The sequence below is a fragment of the Paenibacillus sp. PK1-4R genome, assembly GCF_030369595.1.
GTDB lineage: Bacteria > Bacillota > Bacilli > Paenibacillales > Paenibacillaceae > Paenibacillus.
In genome coordinates this window covers 4,542,671-4,566,898 of record NZ_CP126535.1, presented here as the reverse complement: position 1 = coordinate 4,566,898, position 24,228 = coordinate 4,542,671, and the positions used below count along the sequence as shown (strand labels likewise).

22 protein-coding genes are annotated in these 24,228 nt (G+C 46.9%); 12 read left to right on the top strand and 10 right to left on the bottom strand.

The genetic code is table 11. The features are described 5' to 3' along the window. Nucleotides 1-116: 116 nt before the first annotated feature. Together QNO02_RS19820 and QNO02_RS19815 are read right to left on the bottom strand one after the other, a co-directional pair. On the bottom strand, nt 117-1,493 hold the full coding sequence (locus QNO02_RS19820) for a right-handed parallel beta-helix repeat-containing protein (protein WP_289389755.1): 1,377 nt from the start codon (nt 1,491-1,493) through the stop codon (nt 117-119). Between the two features lie 553 nt (nt 1,494-2,046). Next, entirely contained in the window at nt 2,047-3,639 is a 1,593-nt protein-coding gene (locus tag QNO02_RS19815; protein ID WP_289389753.1) for a catalase, read from the bottom strand. 191 nt (nt 3,640-3,830) lie between these two features. Here QNO02_RS19815 and QNO02_RS19810 point away from each other — a divergent pair, with 191 nt between their 5' ends. After that, nucleotides 3,831-5,813, top strand: a complete 1,983-nt coding sequence (locus QNO02_RS19810) for an ATP-dependent DNA helicase (RefSeq protein ID WP_502921835.1) — start codon at nt 3,831-3,833, stop codon at nt 5,811-5,813. Nucleotides 5,814-6,305: 492 nt separating this feature from the next. Here the strand turns inward: QNO02_RS19810 and cysK are convergent, their stop codons facing one another. The 4 genes from cysK to QNO02_RS19790 form a co-directional block, all read right to left on the bottom strand. Beyond that, nucleotides 6,306-7,262, bottom strand: a complete 957-nt coding sequence (gene cysK / locus QNO02_RS19805) for a cysteine synthase A (RefSeq protein ID WP_289389751.1) — start codon at nt 7,260-7,262, stop codon at nt 6,306-6,308. A gap of 162 nt (nt 7,263-7,424) precedes the next feature. Beyond that, nucleotides 7,425-7,808 (bottom strand): YhjD family protein, encoded by a 384-nt coding sequence (locus tag QNO02_RS19800; RefSeq protein WP_289389750.1) that lies wholly within the window; start codon nt 7,806-7,808, stop codon nt 7,425-7,427. A gap of 468 nt (nt 7,809-8,276) precedes the next feature. After that, entirely contained in the window at nt 8,277-8,510 is a 234-nt protein-coding gene (locus tag QNO02_RS19795) for a hypothetical protein (RefSeq protein WP_017687536.1), read from the bottom strand. Further along, entirely contained in the window at nt 8,507-9,544 is a 1,038-nt protein-coding gene (locus QNO02_RS19790; protein WP_051447360.1) for a nucleotide-binding protein, read from the bottom strand. Before QNO02_RS19790 ends, QNO02_RS19795 begins: the two co-directional genes overlap by 4 nt. 949 nt (nt 9,545-10,493) lie before the next feature. Between QNO02_RS19790 and QNO02_RS19785 the strand changes: the two genes are divergently transcribed. Then, on the top strand, nt 10,494-11,228 hold the full coding sequence (locus tag QNO02_RS19785) for a YitT family protein (protein WP_036614465.1): 735 nt from the start codon (nt 10,494-10,496) through the stop codon (nt 11,226-11,228). A 125-nt stretch (nt 11,229-11,353) separates the two neighbouring features. Here the strand turns inward: QNO02_RS19785 and QNO02_RS19780 are convergent, their stop codons facing one another. Further along, nucleotides 11,354-11,824, bottom strand: coding sequence for a DUF2188 domain-containing protein (locus QNO02_RS19780; protein WP_289389747.1), 471 nt, complete (start codon nt 11,822-11,824; stop codon nt 11,354-11,356). A 429-nt stretch (nt 11,825-12,253) separates the two neighbouring features. Here QNO02_RS19780 and QNO02_RS19775 point away from each other — a divergent pair, with 429 nt between their 5' ends. From QNO02_RS19775 to QNO02_RS19765, 3 genes are all read left to right on the top strand, one after another. Further along, nucleotides 12,254-13,054 carry a lipid II flippase Amj family protein gene (locus tag QNO02_RS19775; protein ID WP_249913447.1) on the top strand — a complete coding sequence of 267 codons (801 nt, stop codon included), beginning with the start codon at nt 12,254-12,256 and terminating at the stop codon, nt 13,052-13,054. A 137-nt stretch (nt 13,055-13,191) separates the two neighbouring features. Further along, the gene (locus tag QNO02_RS19770) at nt 13,192-13,800 is read left to right on the top strand and encodes a TetR/AcrR family transcriptional regulator (protein WP_091028744.1); all 609 of its coding nucleotides are present in this window, start codon (nt 13,192-13,194) and stop codon (nt 13,798-13,800) included. Between the two features lie 82 nt (nt 13,801-13,882). Further along, nucleotides 13,883-15,118, top strand: coding sequence for an MFS transporter (locus QNO02_RS19765; RefSeq protein WP_249913449.1), 1,236 nt, complete (start codon nt 13,883-13,885; stop codon nt 15,116-15,118). A gap of 105 nt (nt 15,119-15,223) precedes the next feature. Here QNO02_RS19765 and msrA read toward each other — a convergent pair whose 3' ends face one another. Together msrA and QNO02_RS19755 are read right to left on the bottom strand one after the other, a co-directional pair. Next, a complete protein-coding gene (msrA, locus tag QNO02_RS19760) occupies nt 15,224-16,186 on the bottom strand; it encodes a peptide-methionine (S)-S-oxide reductase MsrA (protein WP_091028748.1) in 963 nt (320 codons plus the stop codon). Between the two features lie 180 nt (nt 16,187-16,366). Beyond that, nucleotides 16,367-16,978 (bottom strand): TVP38/TMEM64 family protein, encoded by a 612-nt coding sequence (locus QNO02_RS19755; RefSeq protein WP_074095721.1) that lies wholly within the window; start codon nt 16,976-16,978, stop codon nt 16,367-16,369. 199 nt (nt 16,979-17,177) lie between these two features. On the opposite strand from QNO02_RS19755, the gene QNO02_RS19750 reads away from it, so the two are divergent. Both QNO02_RS19750 and yxiS read left to right on the top strand, forming a co-directional pair. Further along, nucleotides 17,178-18,116: a Gfo/Idh/MocA family protein gene (locus QNO02_RS19750; RefSeq protein WP_289389745.1), complete on the top strand. Its 939-nt coding sequence runs from the start codon at nt 17,178-17,180 to the stop codon at nt 18,114-18,116. 32 nt (nt 18,117-18,148) lie between these two features. After that, on the top strand, nt 18,149-18,463 hold the full coding sequence (yxiS, locus tag QNO02_RS19745; RefSeq protein ID WP_091028755.1) for a protein YxiS: 315 nt from the start codon (nt 18,149-18,151) through the stop codon (nt 18,461-18,463). A gap of 25 nt (nt 18,464-18,488) precedes the next feature. Here yxiS and QNO02_RS19740 read toward each other — a convergent pair whose 3' ends face one another. After that, nucleotides 18,489-19,307 carry an AraC family transcriptional regulator gene (locus tag QNO02_RS19740; protein ID WP_133385436.1) on the bottom strand — a complete coding sequence of 273 codons (819 nt, stop codon included), beginning with the start codon at nt 19,305-19,307 and terminating at the stop codon, nt 18,489-18,491. A gap of 190 nt (nt 19,308-19,497) precedes the next feature. Between QNO02_RS19740 and QNO02_RS19735 the strand changes: the two genes are divergently transcribed. The 5 genes from QNO02_RS19735 to QNO02_RS19715 all read left to right on the top strand — a co-directional run bounded on the left by QNO02_RS19735 (nt 19,498) and on the right by QNO02_RS19715 (nt 24,084). Further along, nucleotides 19,498-20,610 carry a Gfo/Idh/MocA family protein gene (locus tag QNO02_RS19735; protein WP_091028759.1) on the top strand — a complete coding sequence of 371 codons (1,113 nt, stop codon included), beginning with the start codon at nt 19,498-19,500 and terminating at the stop codon, nt 20,608-20,610. 201 nt (nt 20,611-20,811) lie between these two features. Next, a complete protein-coding gene (locus QNO02_RS19730) occupies nt 20,812-21,780 on the top strand; it encodes a sugar phosphate isomerase/epimerase family protein (protein ID WP_036674961.1) in 969 nt (322 codons plus the stop codon). Nucleotides 21,781-21,804: 24 nt separating this feature from the next. Beyond that, nucleotides 21,805-22,533, top strand: a complete 729-nt coding sequence (locus tag QNO02_RS19725) for a ThuA domain-containing protein (RefSeq protein ID WP_017687549.1) — start codon at nt 21,805-21,807, stop codon at nt 22,531-22,533. A 331-nt stretch (nt 22,534-22,864) separates the two neighbouring features. Next, nucleotides 22,865-23,161, top strand: coding sequence for a winged helix-turn-helix transcriptional regulator (locus QNO02_RS19720; protein WP_076333333.1), 297 nt, complete (start codon nt 22,865-22,867; stop codon nt 23,159-23,161). 191 nt (nt 23,162-23,352) lie between these two features. Beyond that, nucleotides 23,353-24,084: a hypothetical protein gene (locus QNO02_RS19715; protein WP_091028765.1), complete on the top strand. Its 732-nt coding sequence runs from the start codon at nt 23,353-23,355 to the stop codon at nt 24,082-24,084. Nucleotides 24,085-24,228: the final 144 nt, after the last annotated feature.

Here is a 24,228-nt window from a genome sequence, read left to right as displayed (position 1 = left end):
CAGCTGACAATACAAAGCAATTCAAGAATCCCCTCCTCCATTACCACCGATTAGGCTGGCATTGGGGGGAGGGGAATTGCTTTTAAATTATTCTTTTATCTTATTTACTCACATACCTACCGTGCCCCAATATTCTTACCCGCTGGCGTACCCGAACCAATCAAATCACTGCCACCCGCAAGCTTCAGGAAATTACCCAAGACAGGTGTTCCGTCGGCGCTACGTGTTACCGAAGGCACGAGGGAGACAAAGTCGGCTGCGCTGACGAGCAGGCCTTTGGCGTTCTCGCTTTTTTTGTTCTTCCACCAGACGTTGGTGCTGCTGACGTCGGTTCCGCTTGTTTTGTCACTGGCGCCGCCTTGGAAGGACAGGTTGTTGGTGAAGATGTGGGTGCCTACATCAAAGGCAAAGTTGCTTTGCCCATTGTTCCAGGAGGTGTTATTTTTCATCTGGATCGAACCGGGATTGCTGTTGTAGGTGAAGCCGTGCTTTTTATTATTAAACGCAATGCTGTTCTCAACGATATGATTCACTGCAATCTTCTCACCGCCCAGCTTGAAGCCGTTGCCATCGCTGTTGGAGGTGGAAGTGCCGTCTGATGTTGCACCGTTCGCATAGGCGATGCTGTTGCGGATCGTAACCGCGCCTATGGCACCTGTGTCCGTTTTGCTATACAGATCCCAGCCATCGTCCACGTTATAGGCCGCAATACAACCGTCGAAGACGTTGCCCGGGCCTACGGTCAGTTTGGCCGCAAAACCGTCGGCATCCTCGCCGTCATCCGGGTCATAGTTGTTGTGGGAGTAAGAACGAATCACTTCATTATATGCAGGCCATTCACTCTTGGCGGCTGTAGAAGCATAACGTCCCATTTGAATACCCGTATCCCGGTTGTGATGAGCTTCAATCTGCTCCAGACGGTTGTAACTGCCTCCGATGAAGATGCCGTTGTCGCCCGCACCCTTCACCTCAAGCCCTTTGACGAACCAGTAGTCTCCGAACATTTGCAGCCCGCGGTTGGTGGAAGCGAAGGCTTGAGTGGAGAAATCAAAGACCGGTTTTTCCGATCCATAGGCCACCAGGTTTTTGCGTTGGCTCGATGTGCCGCTGTTGCCACGTTCAATGGTAATGGTCTGGGAGAAGTTATAGGTACCGCCGCGTAGATAGATCGTTTTGCCCGGTGCGACCTGGGTTAATGCGTTAGCCAGTGACGTTGGACTGTTGATCGTACCCGGATTGCTGGCTGAGCCGTTAGGGGAGACATAGAGATCACCTGCAGCAAGTGCGATATTCGAAGTCGCCACCGATTCGGAGGGGGTTTGTAAGCTGCTCTCGATCAGCTCTTCAGCACCAGCCGATCCACCACCAATCAATAATAGAGGGAACGCGGCGCTCAGACAGATCTGGGCCATTTTCGATTTGAGGGAGCGTTCCTTCAGAGAACGTGCAGATCGTGCAGATACATGAGTGGATGTGGATGGGAATAATTTCATTACGTAAGCCTCCTTGGTTAATTGGGAATAGAATGAAGAGCATGTGGTATCCGTGTACCAGACCGTTACCTATGAGAGAGGTCATGCCGGCTGGTTAGATGTAATCTCTAGGACACAACTTTATGGTAAATGTTGTAATCGTTATCATCAATAATCATCTGATCAGATGGAGGTACATGCAGGCAGGTCAGGCCTGCAAGCTTCCAATGCCTGTAATATCACGTGAATTATGTAATCTTTCCATTGGGTGATAGCTCTCATTTAACGAAGAATCATCTGAAATGAACGTAGAGAAGTACGCTTTTCAATCCTAAGAGTACCAGTTTTACTTATGATCCACTCCTATGAACTTCATTCAATCTAAAATACATAGCTGCATGCATCCTGAAGTGGAGATTACACTCCAGCTAGTCATGAAAAAGCCCTGATAGCAGCTGCAACTGGCAACTTGACGATCAGGGCTATGTTTAATTCAGAACGTAATCTGCTTACTCAACATACTCGAATGTACTAACAGTGTCAGACTTATCAGTCTAAACGCTGTCCAGCTATTTTAATATCCGTCCGTCTCACGACTGCGTTTCTCTGCTTGCTCGACACTGGGTTCATGTTTCGGTTGGACTGTGGCACTATCATCGGTTGGTACAGAGGCCAACCCTTCAGAGACGCGCCGACCGTAATCCGCATCCGCTTGGGTGAAGTAAGAGATCATGCGATCCCGGATATCTGGTTTGCATTGTGCCAACGCGCCGACCATGTTGCTGATCAGCTCATCTCGCTCCCAATCCTCGAACGCCCGGTACGTATCACCCGCTTGTCCAAAGTCATTGGTGCGCTCAATCTTCTCGCGGACAAGTCGGCCCTCCACCAGTGGTTCATGCTCCTTGCCACGAGGGGGTGCTTCCTTTAAGCCACCAAGCGAAGAAGGTTCGTAGTTCACATGCGGATTCTGACCCGGTGCACGATCGACCTGATACTGCATCTGCCCGCCGCTCTGATTCGTTGCAACCCGGTTCTTCGGTGCATTTACAGGCAATTGCAGATAGTTCGCACCCACCCGGTGACGCTGGGTATCCGAATAGGAGAAGGTGCGCCCTTGCAACAGTTTGTCATCTGAGAAATCCAGCCCGTCTACCAATACACCTGTGCCAAACGCTGCTTGCTCCACTTCATTGAAATAATCCTCGGGATTACGATTCAACGTCATTTTGCCCACAGGTAGAAAAGGGAACTGATCTTGCGGCCATAGCTTGGTTGGGTCCAGCGGGTCGAAGTCCAACTCTGGATGCTCGCCGTCCTCCATTACTTGAACGCACAGCTCCCATTCGGGATACTCCCCTTGTTCAATGGCGTGATAAAGATCCAACGTCGCATGGTTGAAATTCTGTCCCTGAATCTCGCTTGCGTCTTTTTGCAGCAGGTTGCGTATCCCTTGATTGAGCGGTTCCCAGTGGTATTTGATGAGTACGCCCTTGCCTTCCTGATTGACCCATTTGTATGTATTAACACCCGACCCTTGCATCTGCCGATAATTCGCTGGAATGCCCCATGGAGAGAAGAGGAACGTGACCATATGGGTAGCTTCAGGACTTAGCGAGACAAAATCGAAAAACCGCTCCATATCCTGTGCATTGGTCAGAGGATCTGGCTTGAAGGCATGTACCATATCCGGGAATTTGAGTGGGTCGCGAATGAAAAAGATTTTCAGATTGTTACCCACCAGATCCCAGTTGCCGTCTTCGGTATAAAATTTTACAGCAAACCCGCGCGGGTCCCGCAGGGTCTCCGGTGAATGTCCACCATGTATAACGGTAGAGAAGCGAACGAACACGGGCGTTTGTTTGCCTTTCTCCTGAAACAGACGTGCACGTGTGTACTTCGATACCGGTTCATCTCCGGCCGTTCCATACGCTTCAAATACGCCATGAGCGCCAGCGCCGCGGGCATGGACCACACGTTCAGGAATACGTTCACGGTCGAAGTGAGTAATCTTTTCGAGAAAATGATAGTTCTCCAGCGTAGTCGGTCCCCGACTGCCAACGGTTCGTACATTCTGATTGTCCGTAATGGGATGACCTTGTCGATCCGTTAATGTCTCAGGGTCTTTGTCTGAGGAATGCTCTGATTGTGAAGACTGATGATTCATGGAGTGGAGCACCGCCTTTCCTTAAAGTGGATTCCTGTATATATTTTCCCTGAAAAATGGTTCTATACATTAAACCTCGCAAATAATCTCGTAAAAAAAGCTTGTCACCCGCTTCATCGCGTGAGATAATTAACTTTTGCCCAGCGGCCTTTTTGGAACGGAAAATTGAAATTGGACCGCTTTGTCTAAGAATGGAGGCTGACCTAGGATTGTCTACACAACGTTATCCTTTTGCATATGATCCGGCTGAACCTTTTGTATCCCGTCTCGGGGAATGGGTTGCCGATGTTTTTTACGATATTTTGCCAGAGTCCGGCTTCGAGGTACGGGATGAACAGATTTTTATGGCGTACCAGCTCGAACGGGCCTATGGAGATAAAAAGACCATTATGGCGGAGGCCGGTGTCGGAACAGGCAAGACGTTAGTCTATCTGCTCTACGCGGTCTGTTATGCACGTTATACAGGCAAACCGGCTGTGATCGCTTGTGCCGATGAGTCCTTGATTGAACAGCTTGTGAAGCCCGGCGGAGATATTGCGAAGCTGGCTGCACATCTGGACTTGGAAGTGGACGCACGTCTGGGTAAGTCACCGGACCAATACGTCTGTCTGAACAAATTAAGTGCGATGCGATTTGCGGATGAGGATGCGCCTGTTATTGAAGAAGTGCATGAGAGTCTGCCGGATTTTGTGAACACGCCGGGTACACTTCAGGCCTTCCATCCGTATGGTGACCGGAAACAGTATCCACATCTGAATGATCGTCAGTGGAACAAAATTAATTGGGACCCGTTCCAGGATTGTTTTGTTTGTCCAAAACGTCAACGTTGCGGCCTGACGCTGTCGCGTGACCATTACCGTCGTTCCAAAGACATCATCATCTGCTCCCATGATTACTACATGGAGCATGTCTGGACCTATGATGCGCGCAAACGCGAGGGACAATTGCCCCTGCTGCCTGATCACAGCTCAGTTGTATTTGATGAAGGACATTTGCTGGAAGAAGCAGCCCTGAACGCATTAAGCTACAAACTGAAACACCGCATCTTCGAGGAACTCGTAACCCGTCTATTGGAAGGCGAGATTCGTGAATCCCTGGCGGAGCGTGTGGATGAAGCAATTGAGAGCAGTGAGCGACTGTTTGCGTTGCTGGATACGTATACGGTCGCGATCCCTGGTTCGGAACGGAAAGAAGTTCGGGTAGAGCCGCCACTGCTACGTGAGATTGAACGTCTGACGAGTGTGCTGGATGCGATCGGTGAGGAACTGGTATTTGAGAGCGGATTGTTCTCGCTGGATGGTTATCAGATGCGTGTCGTGGAAGAACATCTGGACATGATTCAGTCTGCACTTGCTTTGTTCCGTAAGGAAGATGGTTACATCTGTTGGGCGGAAGAGAGCGAGGATGAGACGACCTTATCGATCATGCCGCGTACCGTGAAGGAAATGCTGAACGAGCGTGTGTTCAACACAGGTATTCCAATCGTGTTCTCCTCTGCCACATTATCTGTGGACAGTTCATTCCGTTATGTGGCGGACAGCCTGGGCATTGATGATTTTGTATCATTCTCGGTGGCTTCCCCGTATGATTATGCGGATAAAATGAAGATGAAAATTACCGATGAAGCTGTACAGGGTCACCCGGAGAACGAAAATCGCATGCGTGATGCGGTGTCGTTACTTCAGGAGAGTGGAGGACGTGCGCTGGTTCTGTTCCGTACGATGGAAGAGCTACGTGCGTTCAAGCAGGACATCGTTCATGTACCTGAAGCAGAAGGTTTGCGCTTTATGTATGAGGGCGACCGGGAGATCAGTGATCTGATCTCGGCATTCCAGCAGGATGAGGAGAGTGTGTTGTGCTCCGTTAATCTGTGGGAAGGACTGGACGTTCCAGGTCCGTCATTATCCAATGTCATGATCTGGTCGCTTCCGTATCCACCACAGGACCCTGTTTTCAATGCAAAACGCAGTGCGTCAGCAGCACCATACGAAGAGATCGATCTTCCGTATATGCTCTTGCGTGTGAAGCAAGGTCTCGGACGTCTGATTCGGACAAGCACCGATTCCGGTTCTGCGGTCATCCTCGATGAATCACTGTATACCAAAAAGGAAGCCAAAGACCGCATTGCGGCCCTGCTTCCTGAAGGTGTGGAATGGACAACCCTGACACATTAATTAGCTTACGTTAAATATTCTTGCTTTGTTTTTGATGATAAAGTTCCTTGCCAAAATAAGTTCTTGTTCTCTGCGGATTCGACATCCGTATGGGAGCAAGAACTTATTTTTTTATTTTCATGGTTCCTTCAATGTACTTCTCTTCCCTTTTTTTCGAGGGATTTTCCCTCGCTCCTCGCTACCAATCGCTCCAACATTCTAACGAACCTACCGCCCCTTATTAGGATGATAATTAAGTAATGTAAATTCTAACGAATCTCAGTAACGTTATCCCGCCGAAAATGACTTTTCAACCTGTAAATCAACCGAATTTGGAGGAATAACGTCGCTGTGATTCGTTACACGTCAGACCTGCGCAAATAGGAGCGGATAGCGTGTGTCAGGTTCATTAGAACTAATAACCAATGAGCACTAATAAGGGAGGGCATCTGTCATGCTCATGACTTATGGGACATGGAAGCCCCTTTTTGATGTGTATAGATTTTTGCTGTGTTAAAAAATACCCATGCTCAGATAGCGTTCCCCGGTATCCGGCGCAATGCAGAGCACCCGGTGCCCCGGCCCCAGTTCCTTCGCAATGCGAAGGGAGGCCCACACCGAAGCGCCAGAGGAAGGGCCGAGCAACAGCCCTTCCCGGGCAGCAAGCTGCCGCATCGTATCCAGTGCGTCCTCATCGGACACCTGGATGATGGCATCCCACACGTCGGTATTCAGGATGTCCGGAATGAACCCCGGACTTGTACCGACGAGCTTATGTGGTCCGGGCTCGCCACCGGACAACACCGGAGACCCTTTGGGCTCCACCGCATAGATGCGGATATCGGGTAACTGCTTGCGCAGTTCTTCTCCCGTCCCGGTAATGGTTCCACCAGTTCCCGCCGTCGCGATGAAGGCATCCAGCCTGCCATCCATCTGCTGCATAATCTCGGGAGCCGTCGTGATCCGGTGGATATCCGGGTTCGCCTGATTCTCGAATTGCTGCGGAATGAAACTTCCCGGAATGTCCGCCTGAAGTTCTTTCGCTTTGCGAATTGCACCTGGCATCCGCTCCGCGGCAGGGGTGAGCACCACATCTGCGCCGTAGGCTTTTAGGATATTGATGCGTTCCTTAGACATATTGTCCGGCATAATCAGAATAGCTTTATAACCTTTGGCGGCGGCATTCATCGCAAGACCTATGCCCGTATTGCCACTGGTCGGTTCGATAATGGTTGCGCCGGGTAGCAAGTGACCCGCAAGTTCAGCCTGAACGATCAGATTGTATGCGGCACGGTCTTTGACGCTGCCACTCGGGTTAAAGTATTCCAGTTTCACGTATACATCAGCGGAGTCGCTGCCTGTGAGTCGGTTCAGTTTAACGGCAGGTGTCTGGCCGATCAGTTCTGTTACATCTGCGGCAATGCCTGTATGTGCGGGTGTTTGTTTAATCGAATGGGTATTCAAATCCATGAAGTACAACTCCTTGATTGATAAGACATTGAGAGTATATCCGGTTGAAATCAAATCATGCCTTATTGGAATGGTTGGATATCTCTTCTCCATCTTAATGAACGTAACCTTCCGTGGTCAACTTGTTTTACTGGGGATGGGTTCAATAGTGTCAGAGTTGCTTCAGGTCTGCGCCAAGTCCATCTGCAGATGCCGACTCAGTTCTTTTTTGACTTCATTGCGTGCAAATGTCCACAGCATATAGAACCGTTGCCAGTACCCCCTGCACATATACAGAGTTTCGATACCCTCGGCTTCCCGTTTCTCTTCAAGTACTTTGACACCACGGGTTCTCATCTGTTTACGAAGGACCAACATCTCCTTGAGCACATTGTTCTGAATGCGGGTCAGCGACAGAATGTAGACTTCAGGCATCTTCAGCATCAGCGTATCCAGTGTACGAATATCTCGTTCAAGTACATCCAGCAAAAGCGTGCGCACAACCAGACCTTTGATCAGACGATGGTCTTCATCCGCAGGGGATGGGGCGGAAGTTGAGGATGTCATATGTTCACTTCCTTAACCTTTAATTGGAATTTTATATTTACAGAACATGTGTTCCTATATTATAATCAATATATGTAATGGAGATACACAATACAACCGAGAAATATTGGAAGCACACATTACCGCATTTTCCTAAAGGTACAGATATTGAATGAAGCTAGGGATTTAGGGACAAGCCTGCTCCAAAATAAGGTATAATTTATGGGTTTTGCAGGAAACCTAAGGCCATAAACCAAATAAGCCTTATGCAATGCAGTCTGCTACAGAAGTGATTACAAGCAATGAATTACTGCAATGAATTGCGATCATGATTTAAGGATGCCTTACATTTAACACGATGGCACCGGGTCAACGAGTAGAAGCAGTTTTATTTTAGCGAAAATGAGCAACAAAAAAGCCCCTGCCTTGGGCGGCGGGGCCTATGGAATACTGCCGATTCAGCGGCAGGTTTGATGATGTGTTTAGAAATTAAGCAAGATATTGAGGCTTTTCGTAGAACGCCTCTTTTTCAAGGATGACCTTATAAGGTCTTTCCTTGCCCTTCAGGGAGGGCCCAATGGTAGTTAGCGGTACGGCCGGCTTGTGGAAACGATCTTCTTCCTTGGGTTCCGGAACCGGTCGTGATGATTCGGGCGCAGAACTGAGGCGTACCTTTTTTTCGCTGCCCCAGCGCTTGCTTATTTTTTTCGTTTCCGGTTTCATTCCGGTTCGCCTCCTAACAAATCGTTGATGGCGTTGAACAGTTGACGATTCTGTAGGTCAATCTGCTGAAATACCGCCTCATCCGCTTCAATATGTCCAATAATGTGCACGGTGATTACATACCTCTTGGCTACAGGATAGCATAGCAGATACTCTTTCTCAAGGTAATCATCATACAGGTTGATCTTGATTTTATTCTCCCGGTAAGAATCAATAACAAGGATGCGCTTGGGATCATCCGGTTGTTTGTCGTCATTAGCGGACAAGTCATACTTTCTCCCCGGTTCTCCAACATTACCACATAATTGCTCAATATAACCACTGTCATCTGTACGGTATATGGCTGTGCCACGTACAGCGAATGGAGGATGAGAGACAAAGGCAGTACGCAAGGCATCGCTCATTCGCTCCAGCATCTTGGCATCTGCTTTGCGGGTACGCAGCAATTCCCTAAAGAACCGCAGCAACTTAAGCAGTTGTAACCTTGCTTCTCCCTCAGTGCGTTTATGCTTCTCAATGATGTTCTCCAATTCTGGATCACTCCAGCGTCCTTGTTCCTCAATACTGTCTGCGATTTTGGAACATGCCACGGACACGGCTGGTGCCCACTTTCCGTCAGAACGGATTTCATATACGAGTGGATTTAACCCCAGCAGATCTGTGGGCATACGCAATCCTTCAACCTTGGTTGTGTCCTTGATGTCTGTAATATCCTCAGGAAGAATGAAAAAAATACGTTTTCGTCCCAGACGACCCATAAACAGACCCATTTCCAGCATTGTATTATCCCGGACCGACGCGTAGTACTTCCCGCGAATTTTGGATATATCATCCGGATGAAAAATAAAAATGGCAAAGTCAGTCGTACGGACCTCTACTTCCAGATCGTCCATGGTATAGCTGCTTGGATTAAAAACCCCGGAATACCAAGGGGTAACTTCGGCTGAAAAACGTAAGTTTTCGTGTACTGCGGCTGCAATCGGCTTCGCTTCCAGCGAGCAGCCAATAAAGACTCTTGGCTTTAACGTTTTCATCAATCCGCCTCGCTTAAACGGTAGTGGGATTCAATTGTTATATTATACCATAAACAGCAGAGTAAGTCTGGAAACGTCTGAACTGGACAAAGAATAAGCCGATTACGTTTGCTATAGTGTATGTATGAAAGGAAAATGATTCCTTTAAAAAGCGCAAGAAAATAAAAAAAGGCCCCAATTTGTCACAGTTGGGTGACTGACAGTTATTTTTGGAAGCTTTGGTCATAGAATAAAGGAGCAGGTTGCACCATTAGCAAGCATTGCTTATCCTGGTGTTGCCGTATGACTGCTGGAGCAGTCCAAAGGCTGCTTTATGCCTGTTTTTGAGGGGTCCGCTGTTTAGACCCGGTCACGTTGGTGTTATATAATAGAAGAACAAGCAAGTTAGCTTTGGTGTTTAAACTGAATGAACTTGCAACTGCTGTAAGTTGAGCTTACAATTTACACAGGAACGAAGAGTGCAGAGCCCATCTGTAGAAGCGAAGCGTTCGCCTGAAAGCTTTTTGAAAGAAAGCAGCTTCGGAAGCATAGGCTATCACCGGATTTTCCCCAGAGGGAAAATGGAATTCCAAAAATCCGGGGATAACAGCGATCGAAAGAGGGTACTGTAATCCAAGTGTAAGTGTACAATTAAATGTTCAAGCTTATGCATTGTAGTTATTTTTCAGTTTAACTGAGCACAGCTAACCACAACAGAACAGAAAGGATCAGGATACCATGAGTTCCCGAAGGACAATCTCCCCAAGGACGATCTGGAAACGTTACGATCTCTCATACACATAGCGCCCCTTGTAGAGTACACCAACCGGTTCAAAAAAACGGCTGACTCTGCGAAAGAGGGGATTGGAATGAATATTCGAAGGACGTACACGATGATTTCTTCCAGGCTTACCTTTTGCAGGGTACGGTCGGTCTAAAAAACCAACCTACAAACTGCGAGGGAACCTGAATGAAGAGAACATCGTTAACCTTACAACACGTTAAAACAGAGGCGATCAAATTCGCCATTATGCTGCTCGGTACATTTATTTTAGCTTTTGCCTATTATCACATTAACTTTCAGAATCATTTATCGGAGGGCGGATTTGTTGGTCTGGCCCTGCTCGGAAAATACGCAACAGGCTTATCACCTGCTATCGGTATGTTGTTACTGGACATTCCGGTCATGATCCTGGCTTGGTTCCTCAAAGGCTGGAAATTCATGATTCAGGCATTGCTTGGCGTCGGTGCATTTTCCCTATTCTATGACGGCTTTGAACGATACTCCACACTGGTATTGTCGTTTAACGGAAATCTGTGGATTCCGGCAGTTCTATCCGGTATATTGACAGGGGTAGGCGCTGGGATCGTGCTTCGATTCGGTGGAGCGACAGGCGGAGACGATATTCTCGCCGTACTGGTTAGCCGCTGGAAGGGATGGAAGCTGGGAACAGTTTTCTTTGTCAGTGATGCTTTTGTATTGGGATTGTCGCTTTTCTTTCTTCCGGTAAAAGAAACTTTATATACGATTCTGGCCGTATGGATTGCCAGTAAAGTCATCACGTACGTCGTTAGTGTTCCGGCTCGCGGAACCGTGGTTACAACTTCGGCTGTGAAATTGCCGATGCCATCGGCTGCAGCCAAGGCAGTTAACGCTGCTGCTATTTCACAACGGACTACGGTGGCTAGAGGGGTATCCAATTAACCATACGTTTCAGAACAACCATAACCTGTATGCATCATATTCAGGTCTTGATAGTTAACGTTCATATAAAATCCCTTTTGGCTGCTCTTCAGCAGCAAAAGGGATTTTATTGTTTTCCGATTCATTCAGGGCTTGATCGAAGAAGCAATCTGACCATCCTGATTATGGATAATCGCTCGAATATTTTGTTTGCTACTCAGTTCTTTGGCCTTATCTACAGCTTCTGCCTTAGTATCAAATGTGGACAGATAGGTAGACTTTCCTTCTTCCTTGATCGCCCAACCGGAGTCGGTAGGTACTACATGGATGTTATCATGACTTTTGGACGAAGAAACGGGCTCCGAATGACGACGATCCGTGGAATGTGACTTTTTGTGGTCCGAATTATCGGAAGAAGATGTGGAGTCCGATCTCAAACCTTTCGGCACGGGATGATTTTCATCCCATTCTTCCGCCTTCGCTGTCGCTATTGCAATCGAACGCCCTTCCTCATACCCGTCATCGAGCAGAGCATTGGCAATCTCAATTGCTTTGTGTCTGACACGTGGTTCCAGGTTCTTCATGGATACCGGATAATCCTGTTTGTTCCAAGGCATATGAACCCCTCCTGTACAATGATGGATTAGTTGTATATTACCCTGTGAGGGGAGGGATAAACGATAAACAGCCGAGGTCGTAAGTGCATTTACCGATGATCTATATAAATTGAAATAAACATTTACACAAAACGGAGAGGACAGAAAGAACCTGAAGAAGAGGAGCTAAGAGATTTCTGTGGAAAGCTACTTCGTAAGCATAAACTCGCTTTTATCCCCTGATTTACCCCTTTCTAAAAGAAATCAGAAAATCTGGGGATAACAGCGATCGGAAGGTTGTTCTGTCATCGGAGTGTCCAGTGTAAACATTCTTTATTTCAACTTATATTGAAGGACCTCGTTCCTATACTTTTGCAAGCCAGAGGAGTATAATGCTGTCCATGTAAGAAATAAGTTCAACAAAAGGAAGATAAAGGAGTACATACACATATGTTTAGTCTTAGCCTGGCAATCCCTATGCTGTTCACCATGCTGATTCATGCCGCAGACAGCTTGTCATACGCGCTCCGCCTTGGTGGTTTACGCACTCGCAGAATCGCGCTAGCCATTTCTTTGGCAGGTATCTTGCTGTTGGTTTCTCGAACCTCGAATATGGCCCAGGGTCCAATGGTAGGTAATCTAGTGGATACTGCAACACGTGGAGCCAATCCACACTTTGCGGCGCAGCTGCACTGGTTAATGGGTGCGGCGACGATAGGAACAGCATTAGCCATATTGTGTTTCCCAACCATGGTGAAGCTCTCATCGAGAATGGTTGTGCATTTTGAAGCAGCCGGTTCCATCCCTGCGATGGTTCGCGGTATGCTGAAGCGAAGCAAGATTAGAAATGCAACGTATTACATCACCCCGCCATCCTGGAAGATGGCCAAACGATTGGTACAACATGGGATGCCAAGAAGGTTAATGCTGCTGAATGTAGCGGTAACCGCAATCTATACCACAGGTGTCCTGTCCAGCTTGTACGCAGCGTATCTTTACCCAGGGCAGGCTGTAGCTGCATCCCAATCAACCGGGCTAATTAACGGAATAGCGACTATTTTGCTAACCATCCTGATTGATCCGCGGATTTCCCTGCTCAGTGACAAATCATTACGTGGTGAGATCCGTTTGGATCGCATGAATCAGATTTATGGCTGCATGCTCGTGTCCCGTCTATTCGGTACACTGTTGGCACAGTTGTTATTGATTCCATTTGCGTATTGGATTGGTTGGATTGTAAGTATGATGTGACGACTTCTTTCCTGAATTGTAGCCAGGCACTCTCTTGTACATCTTCTGAAGTAGCAAATGAGAGGGTGCCTGTGCACTTTGAATTGACGGGGGGATTTTAGCTGTGATACTATTAGACCGAATAGTCGGTTTAATTTATGGAGGTTTTTCCAATCGAAGTCAAACGAAGAAAAGATGTTACCCAGATAAAGAAAGACATTGCACGTAATACCAAGGAACTGTTTGCCCAAAAGGGATATAGTGCAACTTCCATGGAAGACATATGTACGATTAACAATCGGAGTAAAGGCAGCATCTATTATCATTTCAAAAGCAAAGAAGAGTTATTCATGTATCTGATCAAGCTTAACAATGAAGATTGGATGGATGCTTGGCTGGACAAAGAATCCGGGTATAAGACTGCCATAGACAAACTGTACGGACTTGCTGACCATTACGTGGATGATTTGGCTAACCCGCTGAATCATGCCATTAACGAGTTTGTCTCGGGTCAGGTCGTCAGCCAGGAGATGCTTGATGAGATGCTTTCCCTGATCCGTATTCCGTATGCGACATATGAGTCCATTATTACTAAAGGCATGGAGGATGGGGAATTAAAACAGGATGACCCACAGGATGTAATGCATATTATCTACGGTCTGTTTAGCGGATTGACCACACTCTATTACGAGAAGGACCTGACGGATATTCGTCGTATTTACCACAAAGGCATGGCCGGTCTGCTGGCAGGCATTCAACAACGTTAACCATGAAAAGCTGATGTAACAGTCAGTTTTTCTTTTTAAATATTAATAAACCGGACAGTCGGTTTAAAAGAGGAGATGGAGAATGAACACATTGTTCAGGAATAAAGCTTTTTTAATCGTGACAGGGTCTGATCTGCTGCAAAATCTGGCGATATGGATCCGAAATATGGCGATCCTCTATTATGTGATGGATCGAACTCAGGGAAGTCCAATAGCCGTCTCGCTGATTACCGTACTTGAATATGCCCCGATTTTTGTTTTCTCCATCATAGGCGGTGCACTTGCTGATCGCTGGAATCCCAAACGTACGATGATACTGGGGGATATTCTGAGTGCGTTGTCTATTGTCATGATTATTGGCGTTTTATCTTCCGGGTATTGGCAGATTCTATACGTAGCCACGTTTGTATCGTCTATCGTTAGCCAGTTTTCTCAACCATCTTCTCTAAAGATTGTGAGGCGAAATGTAAAGGGAGAACATTTGCAGTCTGCAATTGCTATTACACAGAGTGGTCAATCGTTGTTTTTAATTCTCGGACCAATCGTCGGAACCTTTATCTACACTGCAATGGGAATTCAGGCATCCATGTACGCATTACTCATTCTATTCCTCATCTCTGCGCTTCTACTCACATTTCTGCCTAAAGACGCCACTCAGCGGGAAACAAATACCTCATTACTAGCGGATATCAAAGAGGGCTGGCAATATGTTGCTCGATCTCGCTCGTTGAAAATGCTTAGTCTGGTATTCATCTGTATAGGGCTTTCTGCAGGTCTCATCAGCCCACTTGGAATATTTCTGATCACCGAACGTCTGGGACTTGAAGCAACGTCGTTACAGTTTTTGTCAGGTGCATCTGGAATAGGTTTATTGATTGGAGGAGGTATTGCGGCTGCTGTAAGTGGCAAGTTGAATCAGACTTTAACTCTAATCGTAGGTGTGCTGTGTCTGGCTGTAGCCACGATGGGGGAAGTGTTATCCAGTTGGTTCTGGCTGACTCTTGTCATCAGCTTTTTGAGTTCAATCAGTTTGGCATTTATCAACGTTATCATCTCTACGTATTTGGTCACCCGGATAGATGAGCACTTGATCGGGAGGGTGAATGGCACCATCACACCTCTATTCATAGGAAGCATGCTTCTTGGATCTTCCATGGCAGGTGTACTGATGAACAGCACATCCATTTATATCGTCTACGCAATTTCGGTTACCGTGATGATGCTGGGTATTGTTCCAGCGATGCGAATTCAATTTCACAATCATCAGACGGCTTCTGCCAGCCAATTGAATTCGGAAATCTCTTCGAGCCAAACCTAATCCATGCATTCTCGTGTAACAATAGTTCGTCTATTAAAAACAAAAATGTACAACAAAAAAAGCAGCGGGATCATCCCACTGCTCTTTTTGTATCTGTATTATAACTTATTGAAAAAGGACGGCGTACTCACCGTATCCTTCTTTTTGCAAGTCTTCTTTGGGTACAAAACGAAGTGCCGCAGAGTTGATGCAATAACGCATTCCACCTGCTTCGGCAGGACCATCGTTGAAGAGGTGACCCAGATGGGAATCACCCTCACGACTTCTCACTTCGGTACGAATCATGAAATGGCTGAGATCGGTTTTTTCCTTCACGTTGTGGTCACGTAATGGACGTGTGAAGCTCGGCCAGCCGCAGCCGGAATCGTATTTGTCGGTAGAACTGAACAATGGCTCGCCAGATACGATGTCCACATAGATACCATCACCGTGGTGATCCCAGAATTCGTTATGGAATGCAGGCTCGGTCGCGCTGTTCTGCGTAACTTCATATTGAAGCGGCGTCAAACGCTCTTTTAGCCCGTCTTTATCCACGTTACCGGACCAGTTGCGTTCGATAAAGTCTACGCGTCCAGAACCTTTGCTGTAGCGTTTATAGTGCGCAGGGTTCTTCCGGTGATAATTTTGGTGATGTTCTTCCGCTTCATAGAACGGTTTCGCTGGCAAGATCGGAGTGAAGATTGGTTTGTCAAAACGTCCACTTTGTCCCAGCTCCGCTTTGGAAGCTTCCGCAATCTGGCGCTGTTCTTCGCTGTGATAGAAGATGGCCGTCTGATAGGAAGATCCACGGTCATGGAATTGTCCGCCTGTATCCGTAGGATCAATCTGCTGCCAGAACAGTTCAACCAGTTTCTTATAAGGGAAGATGGCAGGGTCGAACGTAATTTGTACAGCCTCTACATGTCCTGTTGTCTCCGAGCAGACCTCTTCATATGTTGGATTCTCGGTATGTCCTCCTGTATAACCCGATACGATCTTATGAATACCGGGCAGTTCTTCAAAGGGGGATACCATACACCAGAAGCATCCGCCTGCAAAAGTTGCTAACTCACTTGAATGTTGTTCCATGCTATAGTCACTCCATTTCTGATGAAGATTTAGCGCTCGTGTTCGAGCTCCAGCAATCTACCGTTTTATTAAACTTGTTACACAAGCATTAGGCTTGCTCTTCTATTATATCCTGAATTGGCAAGCCAACCAAGCCGGAATGAAAACAAGCTGAATCTGAACGGTTTGCGAATTCTGAATTCAGGCTTTGTTGCGTGACCGAAAGCGAAATAAGAGCAATACAATGGCCATGAACACCAGATATCCGGCAAGGATCGCCAGGCTCAGCCAGATTGAGGTTTCAGCTTGTGCACCTGCATAGGCAAATACAAAAATCGCTGGCATTTTCCCAATGGCCGTGGCAACCATGAAGACCCAGAATGGCGTGTACGTTATACCTGCGTAGATATTAACGGCCATCTGAGGCACGATCGGTAACAGTCGCATCGACATGACGCCCATGAACGGATGTGCTTCCATCCATGTGGTAAAACGGTTCAGACCCCGAATGCGTTCGAGGTACGATCTCGCCTGATGTCTGAAAATGGTTCTTGCTCCGCCATAAACGAGCATGGCTGCAAGTGTGGTGCCAAGCCAGCATATCCAGGCTGCCGTGGTAGTACCGTAACTGTAACCAAAGGCGATAATAACAAACTTATAAGGAATCACTGGCACAAGAGCAAACAATGTTGCCATGGCGAGTAACAGCGGGATGGACTGATGAAGATCGGTCCAGGCCAGCAGTTCATATCTGTAAATAAACGTGACTCCTGCAAGTAAAACATATAACAGAAGCCATAACCATTTTCGCAAAATCCCAAACGCTCCTTTCAGATCAGGCAGGTCTAGTCGTATCCCGATCTGTACTGCTGTTCCTCCTAAGTTTACCACGTTCGCCCATTGTCTGAACAATTCGAGCGAAGTCTGCTGCAATCACTGGCAAGTTGCTGTCCGAAGGGTTACACTATAGGACGTGGAAATATAGAACCGAACTGAAGGTGGAATGATCATCATGGAAACAACCCAACGTAAACGAGTTGCAATTATCGGCCTGGGCGATATTGCACGTAAAGTATATTTGCCGCTGTTAACAGCTCATCCGAACGTGGAGATTGTAGGCATTATGAACCGATCTCCGGAGCCGGTCAAAGCCGTTCAGGAGGCGTATCGATTAGAACGGGGAACAACGGATCTGAAAGAACTGTTGTCCTGGGATCTGGATGCCGTGTTTGTACATACAGCAACGGAAGCACACTTTGACATTGTCATGCAATGTCTGGAACAGGGATTAGCCGTGTACGTAGACAAGCCGTTATCCTATACGATTCGCGAGTCGGAAGAGATGACTGCTTTTGCCGAGGCACAAGGGCTGCTACTGGCAGTGGGCTTCAACCGCAGATTCGCACCGATGTACCAAAAAGCGAAAGAATGGATGCAGGGTGGAGAAGGCTTCGAGTCCCTGACAGTGACCAAACATCGTACAGGCATTCAGGATCGCCCTGCGGCAGAAACCATCTATGATGATATCATCCATATGCTGGATCTGATGTTGTGGTACTCGGATCATAATGTGGAGTTGCTTCATCAATGGATTCGGAAGAATGATCTGGACAGACTGCTGCATGCAACTGGAACGGCCAAGCTGGGCAGAACAGCCTACGGTCGATTCGATATGGTGCGTGAAGCTGGGGCAGATCTGGAGAAGATCGAATTGCATGGTGGTGGACGATCTGTTGAAGTGGTGAACATGGACACGATCAGCTGCATGGAACAGGGGAGTCTGGAAACCAAAGAAACGTTCGGGAGCTGGGACACCGTGTTAGCACGCAGAGGTTTTAGCGGAGCAGTTGACAATTTCCTGGCTTGTCTGGACTCACCTGATGATTGCCTGATCAGTGCAAGTCACGTCATGGACAGTCATGAACTGGCTGAACAATTGATTCGCAAATAATTGCAGAATACACATACGGAGGAATACAAGTCATGGATGAATATGAAAAGGAACGTAATAAACAGATCGAGGAAGCCGTTATTGAAACTTATAAACAGGAAGAAGAGATGATGATCCTCGTATTTGCCCAGTGGTGTGTCAATAATGGTTTGGACCCGGAAGAGATGTACCGGCAAGCCTACCCGAATCAGCAGAGCAACGAGCGTTTGCAGCAGGTGCAGAAGCTGATTGTATCCAAGGAGGAAGCCGGTGAGATCCCGGATGATACGGTACTTGGCGTGTTGTCCATGTTTGGCAATGAAGATCTGGCGATGGTTGTATCCGAGGCCATAGCCGCGCGCAAATAAGTTCAACTTACGTATACTGGTATGATTACATCTGTTCCCGGTGAATGACGCGGAATTCCTTCGGGGACATGCCGAACCGGGAACGGAATACCCGATGGAAATAGGTATAGTTGTTAAAGCCGGAAGACTCAGACACTTGCTCCAGAGTCATTGGACTGAAAATAATCCGTTCCCTCGCCATGTTCAGCCTTACGTCAAGCGTGTATTGCATGATGCTTTTGCCAAACGCTTCTTTGAAGAGATGAACACCCCGTGACACACTGATACCAATATGTGTTGCCACATCATCGAGCTTGAATAAAGAGGAAGCGTTTTCTTCAATATAATTCTTGATCTCATAAGCCACGTAATTGGTATTGGTTATCGTTGGATGCTCCGCGAGCAGACGATCCACTTCGAGACATAAAATTCGCATATAATAACTTGAAATTTCCGGATAAGGATTGGAGATGCGGCGCTGCTCCAGTACGAGCTGTCGAAACAGGACCAAGAGGCTTTCCGTCAGTTCGACTTTAATTCGGGTCGGCCGTTTGTGACGTTTCCACCACTCATCCACCCAGGAACCATTGAAGAAGATGTGATAGTCGCCACTCTCCACCAGTCGTTCTCCCATCGGATTGGTTTCATTGTCTATTCTCAGCTCATAAGGCTCGTCAGGATCAAAAAGAAGCAGATCGCCCGCATCCACCAGGGACATGTCTCCGTCTATGCGTGCGCGGCAACGTCCGTCTGTTTGCAGTCTTAACAGGTAGTTCTTCACCCCTTCAGGCTGCACCATAGCGTAGGGTTTACGATGAAATGAAAAGCCTGCTGTAAGAACTTGGCAGGAAGAATCTGTCGGCATGGGCATACTCCTTGCAATTTGAAAATTATGACCAGATAGTTCATGTTTCAATCATATTATTCATTTTAATTCAAGCTGAAACGGAATACCATAGTATTAGATTTAAGGAACAGGAAACATCCAACAAAACATATGTATCTCAACCATTCAAACGCAGATTTTCACCATGCGTAAGGAGATGAACGTCACAGTGGAGAAAATGAAAGCAGGCATCATCGGGTGTGGTAACATCAGCGCCATCTACTTGGAAAATCTCAAAAACAACCCGGTTATTGAAGTCGTGGCTGTTGCGGATTTGATTCGTGAACGCGCTCAGGAACGGGCAGATGAATTTAATATCGCAAACGTTTACAATGTAGATGAGTTGCTGCAAAATAACGAAATTGAACTTGTGTTGAACCTTACGGTTCCTGGAAGTCACGCCATGACCGATCTGGCTGCACTCGAAGCAGGCAAACATGTGTATGCCGAGAAGCCGCTGGCAATTTCTCTTGAGGATGGTCGCAAGGTTGTTGAGCTGGCTGAGGAAAAGGGATTGTATGTTGGTTCTGCACCGGACACCTTCCTTGGTTCAGGCATACAGACAGCTCGTAAGGCCATTGAAGATGGGCTGATTGGCAAGCCGGTTGCAGCGACTTCATTTTTCATGGGTGGAGGACCAGAAGCTTGGCATCCTAATCCGGAGTTCTTTTATGTTGCAGGTGGCGGACCGATGTTTGATATGGGACCTTACTATCTGACCGCTCTGATTACGTTGCTTGGACCGATACGCAGAATCAGCGCCTCGGCAGGCATACAGATTGCAGATCGCAAGATTGGCTCCGGACCGAAGGAAGGTACAGCGCTTCAAGTAGAGACGCCTACCCACTTGGCAGGAACGATTGATTTCGCAGAAGGTGCCATTGCAACCATGATTACCAGTTTCGATATTCGGGGAGCTTCGGATCTGCCACGTATTGAAATCTATGGTACAGAAGGTACGCTTAGTGTACCGGACCCCAATTATTTTAATGGGGAAGTGAAGGTTCGCAGATACGGTCAAGACACTTGGGAGACGGTCAAACCAGTCTTCGAAAGTGGACAAAACGAACGAGGCATCGGCGTAACGGAAATGGTTGAATCCATTCGTGCCGGACGGGAACACAAGGCCAGTGGCAAGCTTGCTTATCACGTACTGGAAGCCATGCATTCATTCCAGCGTTCTTCACTTGAAGGCAAGCACGTACATCTGGAGAGCAGCTATGATTCTTTTGCAGTAACTCGTACAGTTCAAACTGAGATTGAAACCGTGGAATCCCACTAGTCTGAGTAAAAAGTGTTCGAAGCTTGATGCTCTTGCGAGTGAAGCAGAATAACCAGTATTCTTACGTTCAATTTCAGGATAGAAACACTCTCGATTTTCCACACTAATCAAACAGGCATGTGATCTGAACGGTAATTGTATACAGTTCAATATTCATGAATTCAGCAATCATACGATATCTAATCCAGGGAGGAATCGCACTTGAAACTCGGCGTATTTTTGGTACTATTCGGAGGACGTAAATTGGAGGATGCTCTTGATTATGTAGCATCCAAGGGATTAAAAGCAGTAGAGATCGGAACAGGCGGACATCCAGGCAATGCACATTGTAAGCCAGATGAGTTGTTAAGCAATCCTACAGCATTGAAAAACTTCAAAAATGCAGTGGAATCACGTGGTTTGACGATCAGCGCACTCAGCTGTCACGGTAACCCGCTACATCCGCAAAAGGATATTGCCAAAGGATTCCACGATGATTTTGTTAAAACGGTAGAACTGGCTGAGAAGCTGGAAGTACCTGTAGTGAATACATTCTCCGGTTGTCCGGGAGATCATGAGGATGCCAAATATCCGAACTGGCCTGTTGCACCATGGCCAAATGACTTCCAAGAAATCCTGAAGTGGCAGTGGGAGAACAAAGTTATCCCTTACTGGACAGAGTGGGGTAAATTTGCAGCAGATCGTAACGTAAAAGTTGGATTGGAGCTGCACGGTGGATTCTCCGTTCATACTCCAGCAACCCTGCTGAGACTGCGTGAAGCAGCAGGTGAAGTGATCGGAGCCAATCTGGACCCAAGTCACATGTGGTGGCAAGGTATTGATCCGGTTCAGGCAATTCACATCTTGGGACGTGAAGGAGCCATCCATCACTTCCATGCAAAAGATACAACGATTGATCCGGTAAACGTGAACAAACACGGTGTAACGGATATGCAGGACTATACCAATATGCTGGATCGGGCTTGGCAGTTCCGCTCGGTTGGTTATGGACATGATAACAAGACTTGGGCAGATATTATGAGTGCCTTGCGTCTGGTCGGATATGATTATGTAGTAAGTATTGAGCACGAAGACGGTCTGATGTCGGTTGAAGAAGGATTCTCTAAAGCCGTGCAAAATCTCCAGCAAGTATTGATTGAAGAACCGCTGGGCGATATGTGGTGGGTTTAGAGCTACACTAGGGGGAAATTGAATATGATCAACGTCACCATTTGGAATGAATTTGTCCATGAGAAAATTCACGATGAAGTAAGGGAAGTCTACCCGGATGGTCTGCATCGAGCACTGGCTGACGGACTTGGCGGCGAAGGCTTTGCTATTCGTACAGCTACACTGGATCAGCCTGAACACGGATTAAGTGATGAAGTGCTGAATTCCACAGATGTGCTCATATGGTGGGGACATATGGCACATGATCGCGTAAGCGATGAGATCTCACAGAAGGTTGCGCAGCGAGTGTTGAACGGGATGGGAATGATTGTGCTCCATTCAGGTCATTTCTCCAAACCATTCAAAGCGCTGATGGGAACAAGCTGCGATCTGAAATGGCGTGTAGCTGACGAGCAGGAAATTGTATGGTGTGTTAACCCATCTCATCCGATTGCGGATGGTATCGAGGGCAAGATTGTATTGGAAAAAGAAGAGATGTACGGTGAATTCTTCGATATTCCAGTACCGGATGAACTGGTGTTTGTAAGCAACTTCCAGGGTGGGGAAGTATTCCGGAGCGGATGTACGTTCCGGCGTGGTGAAGGTAAAATCTTTTATTTCCGACCAGGTCATGAGACGTATCCGACCTATTACAAGCCGGAAATATTAAGAGTGATCAGCAACGCTGTGAAATGGGCATATCCTGCCCGCAGCTTTAAGCCCGAATTTGGCAAGAGTGAACCTGTAAGACCATTTGGTGGCGTGCTGGTTTAATTCACTAACTCAATCGTGAAATGGAAATTATAAGTTTTATTCAAAAAGAACCCTTCTCCGAGTCAATGATGACTGTGGCAGTTGGGTTCTTTTTGGGTAAGATAGTACTATGGGGAAGTTATACGATATTTCCCATGGTTACGACGCAGCGTGTAATGTATACTGGGATGTATGATCCATTTTGGATGTTATGCTTCTAAAATTTAAACTTTTTAGTTGCAGGCGTTTTCTTTGAAGCTTAAATATGTTATTATGAAATATACTAACAAAATGTAAGTTGATTTGAGTGATCTCTAAAGAGGTGATTAATGTGGAAGGTCAAGACTTGCGGATGTGTCCGCGTTTTGAAACGGCGTTTTCTTTTTTGGGCAAGCGCTGGAATGGTTTAATTATTCAAACATTGATGAGTGGTTCGAAGCGATTCAAGGATATCTCCAATCTGATCCCATCCATGAGTGATAAGATGTTATCCGAACGGATGAAAGATCTGGAGAGTGAAGGTATTCTGGTTCGTCACGTCTATCCCGAGACGCCGGTTCGTATTGAATATGAACTGACGGATAAAGGTAGAGCGCTCCAGCCTGTCATGAATCAAATTCAAGACTGGGCTGAGAAGTGGGTTGACTAACGTATAAGCATCACCCACTTTCGTTGCATGAATGACATAGACTCCTGATTTCTGTGGAAATCAGGGGTTTTTGTCTTAAGTATAACGTGGATCGGCGTTTTTCTCTTGGGCTATGCACATGTTGTCATGAGTTGTAGTATAATCTATAGAAAATGGCCACAGACGGCCGGAGCGAAGGAGGCCCACTTGTCATGAGAGAAGAAAGCTTATCCCGTGAAGTACGCTACGGCAAAAAAGATATTGCAGAACTTGAGAGCGCATCCATTCAGGTACATCTGATTTACAAAAAAGCTGCGGAGTTGTTTAAGCGCACAGCATATTCCCGTTCGGTTATGGATGATCTTGCCGAAGTGAATACGCATTCTGTGAACAGCGATGGTCCGAGATTAGCTCCGGCGGTGCTGCAAAAATGGATTCAAACGTCCAGGGGCTGGAAGTGTATCGGATGTGAGCTGGGACAACCTGATTCAAAGACTTCTCAGATGGAAGATACCATCCATGGTGAGCGGTTGGTTCTGGATGTGGGAGAAGGTCGGTTGGTTCAGGCAGAAATGCTGATTCAGGCGGTTGTCTGGTCTCAATATGAGAAGATTCGAATGTTTGCACCATGGCTTGGGGATGAACCCTTTTATAGCGTGCAGGAACTGGATGTCATTGCCCGTTATATTGTGCCTACCTATTTCTCGGAACGGCCTTTGCACGAGCAAGGCAAGGTATTCAAGGTCCATCAACAATATGGGCAGATTCCGCTATATCAGGAGTATGTAGACGCACCTTCATGTTGTGTACAGGTGGATGGTGGATTACTTGAAGGTCGATTGCTGACAGGTGTATATGTATCTGAGGAGCAGTTCTTCGGGCTTAATCCATATCTGAAAGATGGCGATGGAGGACGGACATATATGCAGGCTAGTGTCCAGTGATAACGTAACCAATTCGAACATAAAAATGAATTAGAGTGGAGAGCCTGTGTGCAGGCTCTCTTTCTTGTACAAGCCCTATTTGGAGGGGACACCCTATAAAAGTAACGGCTTTGACACTTTTTTTTGCCGAAAGTTGTGCCATAA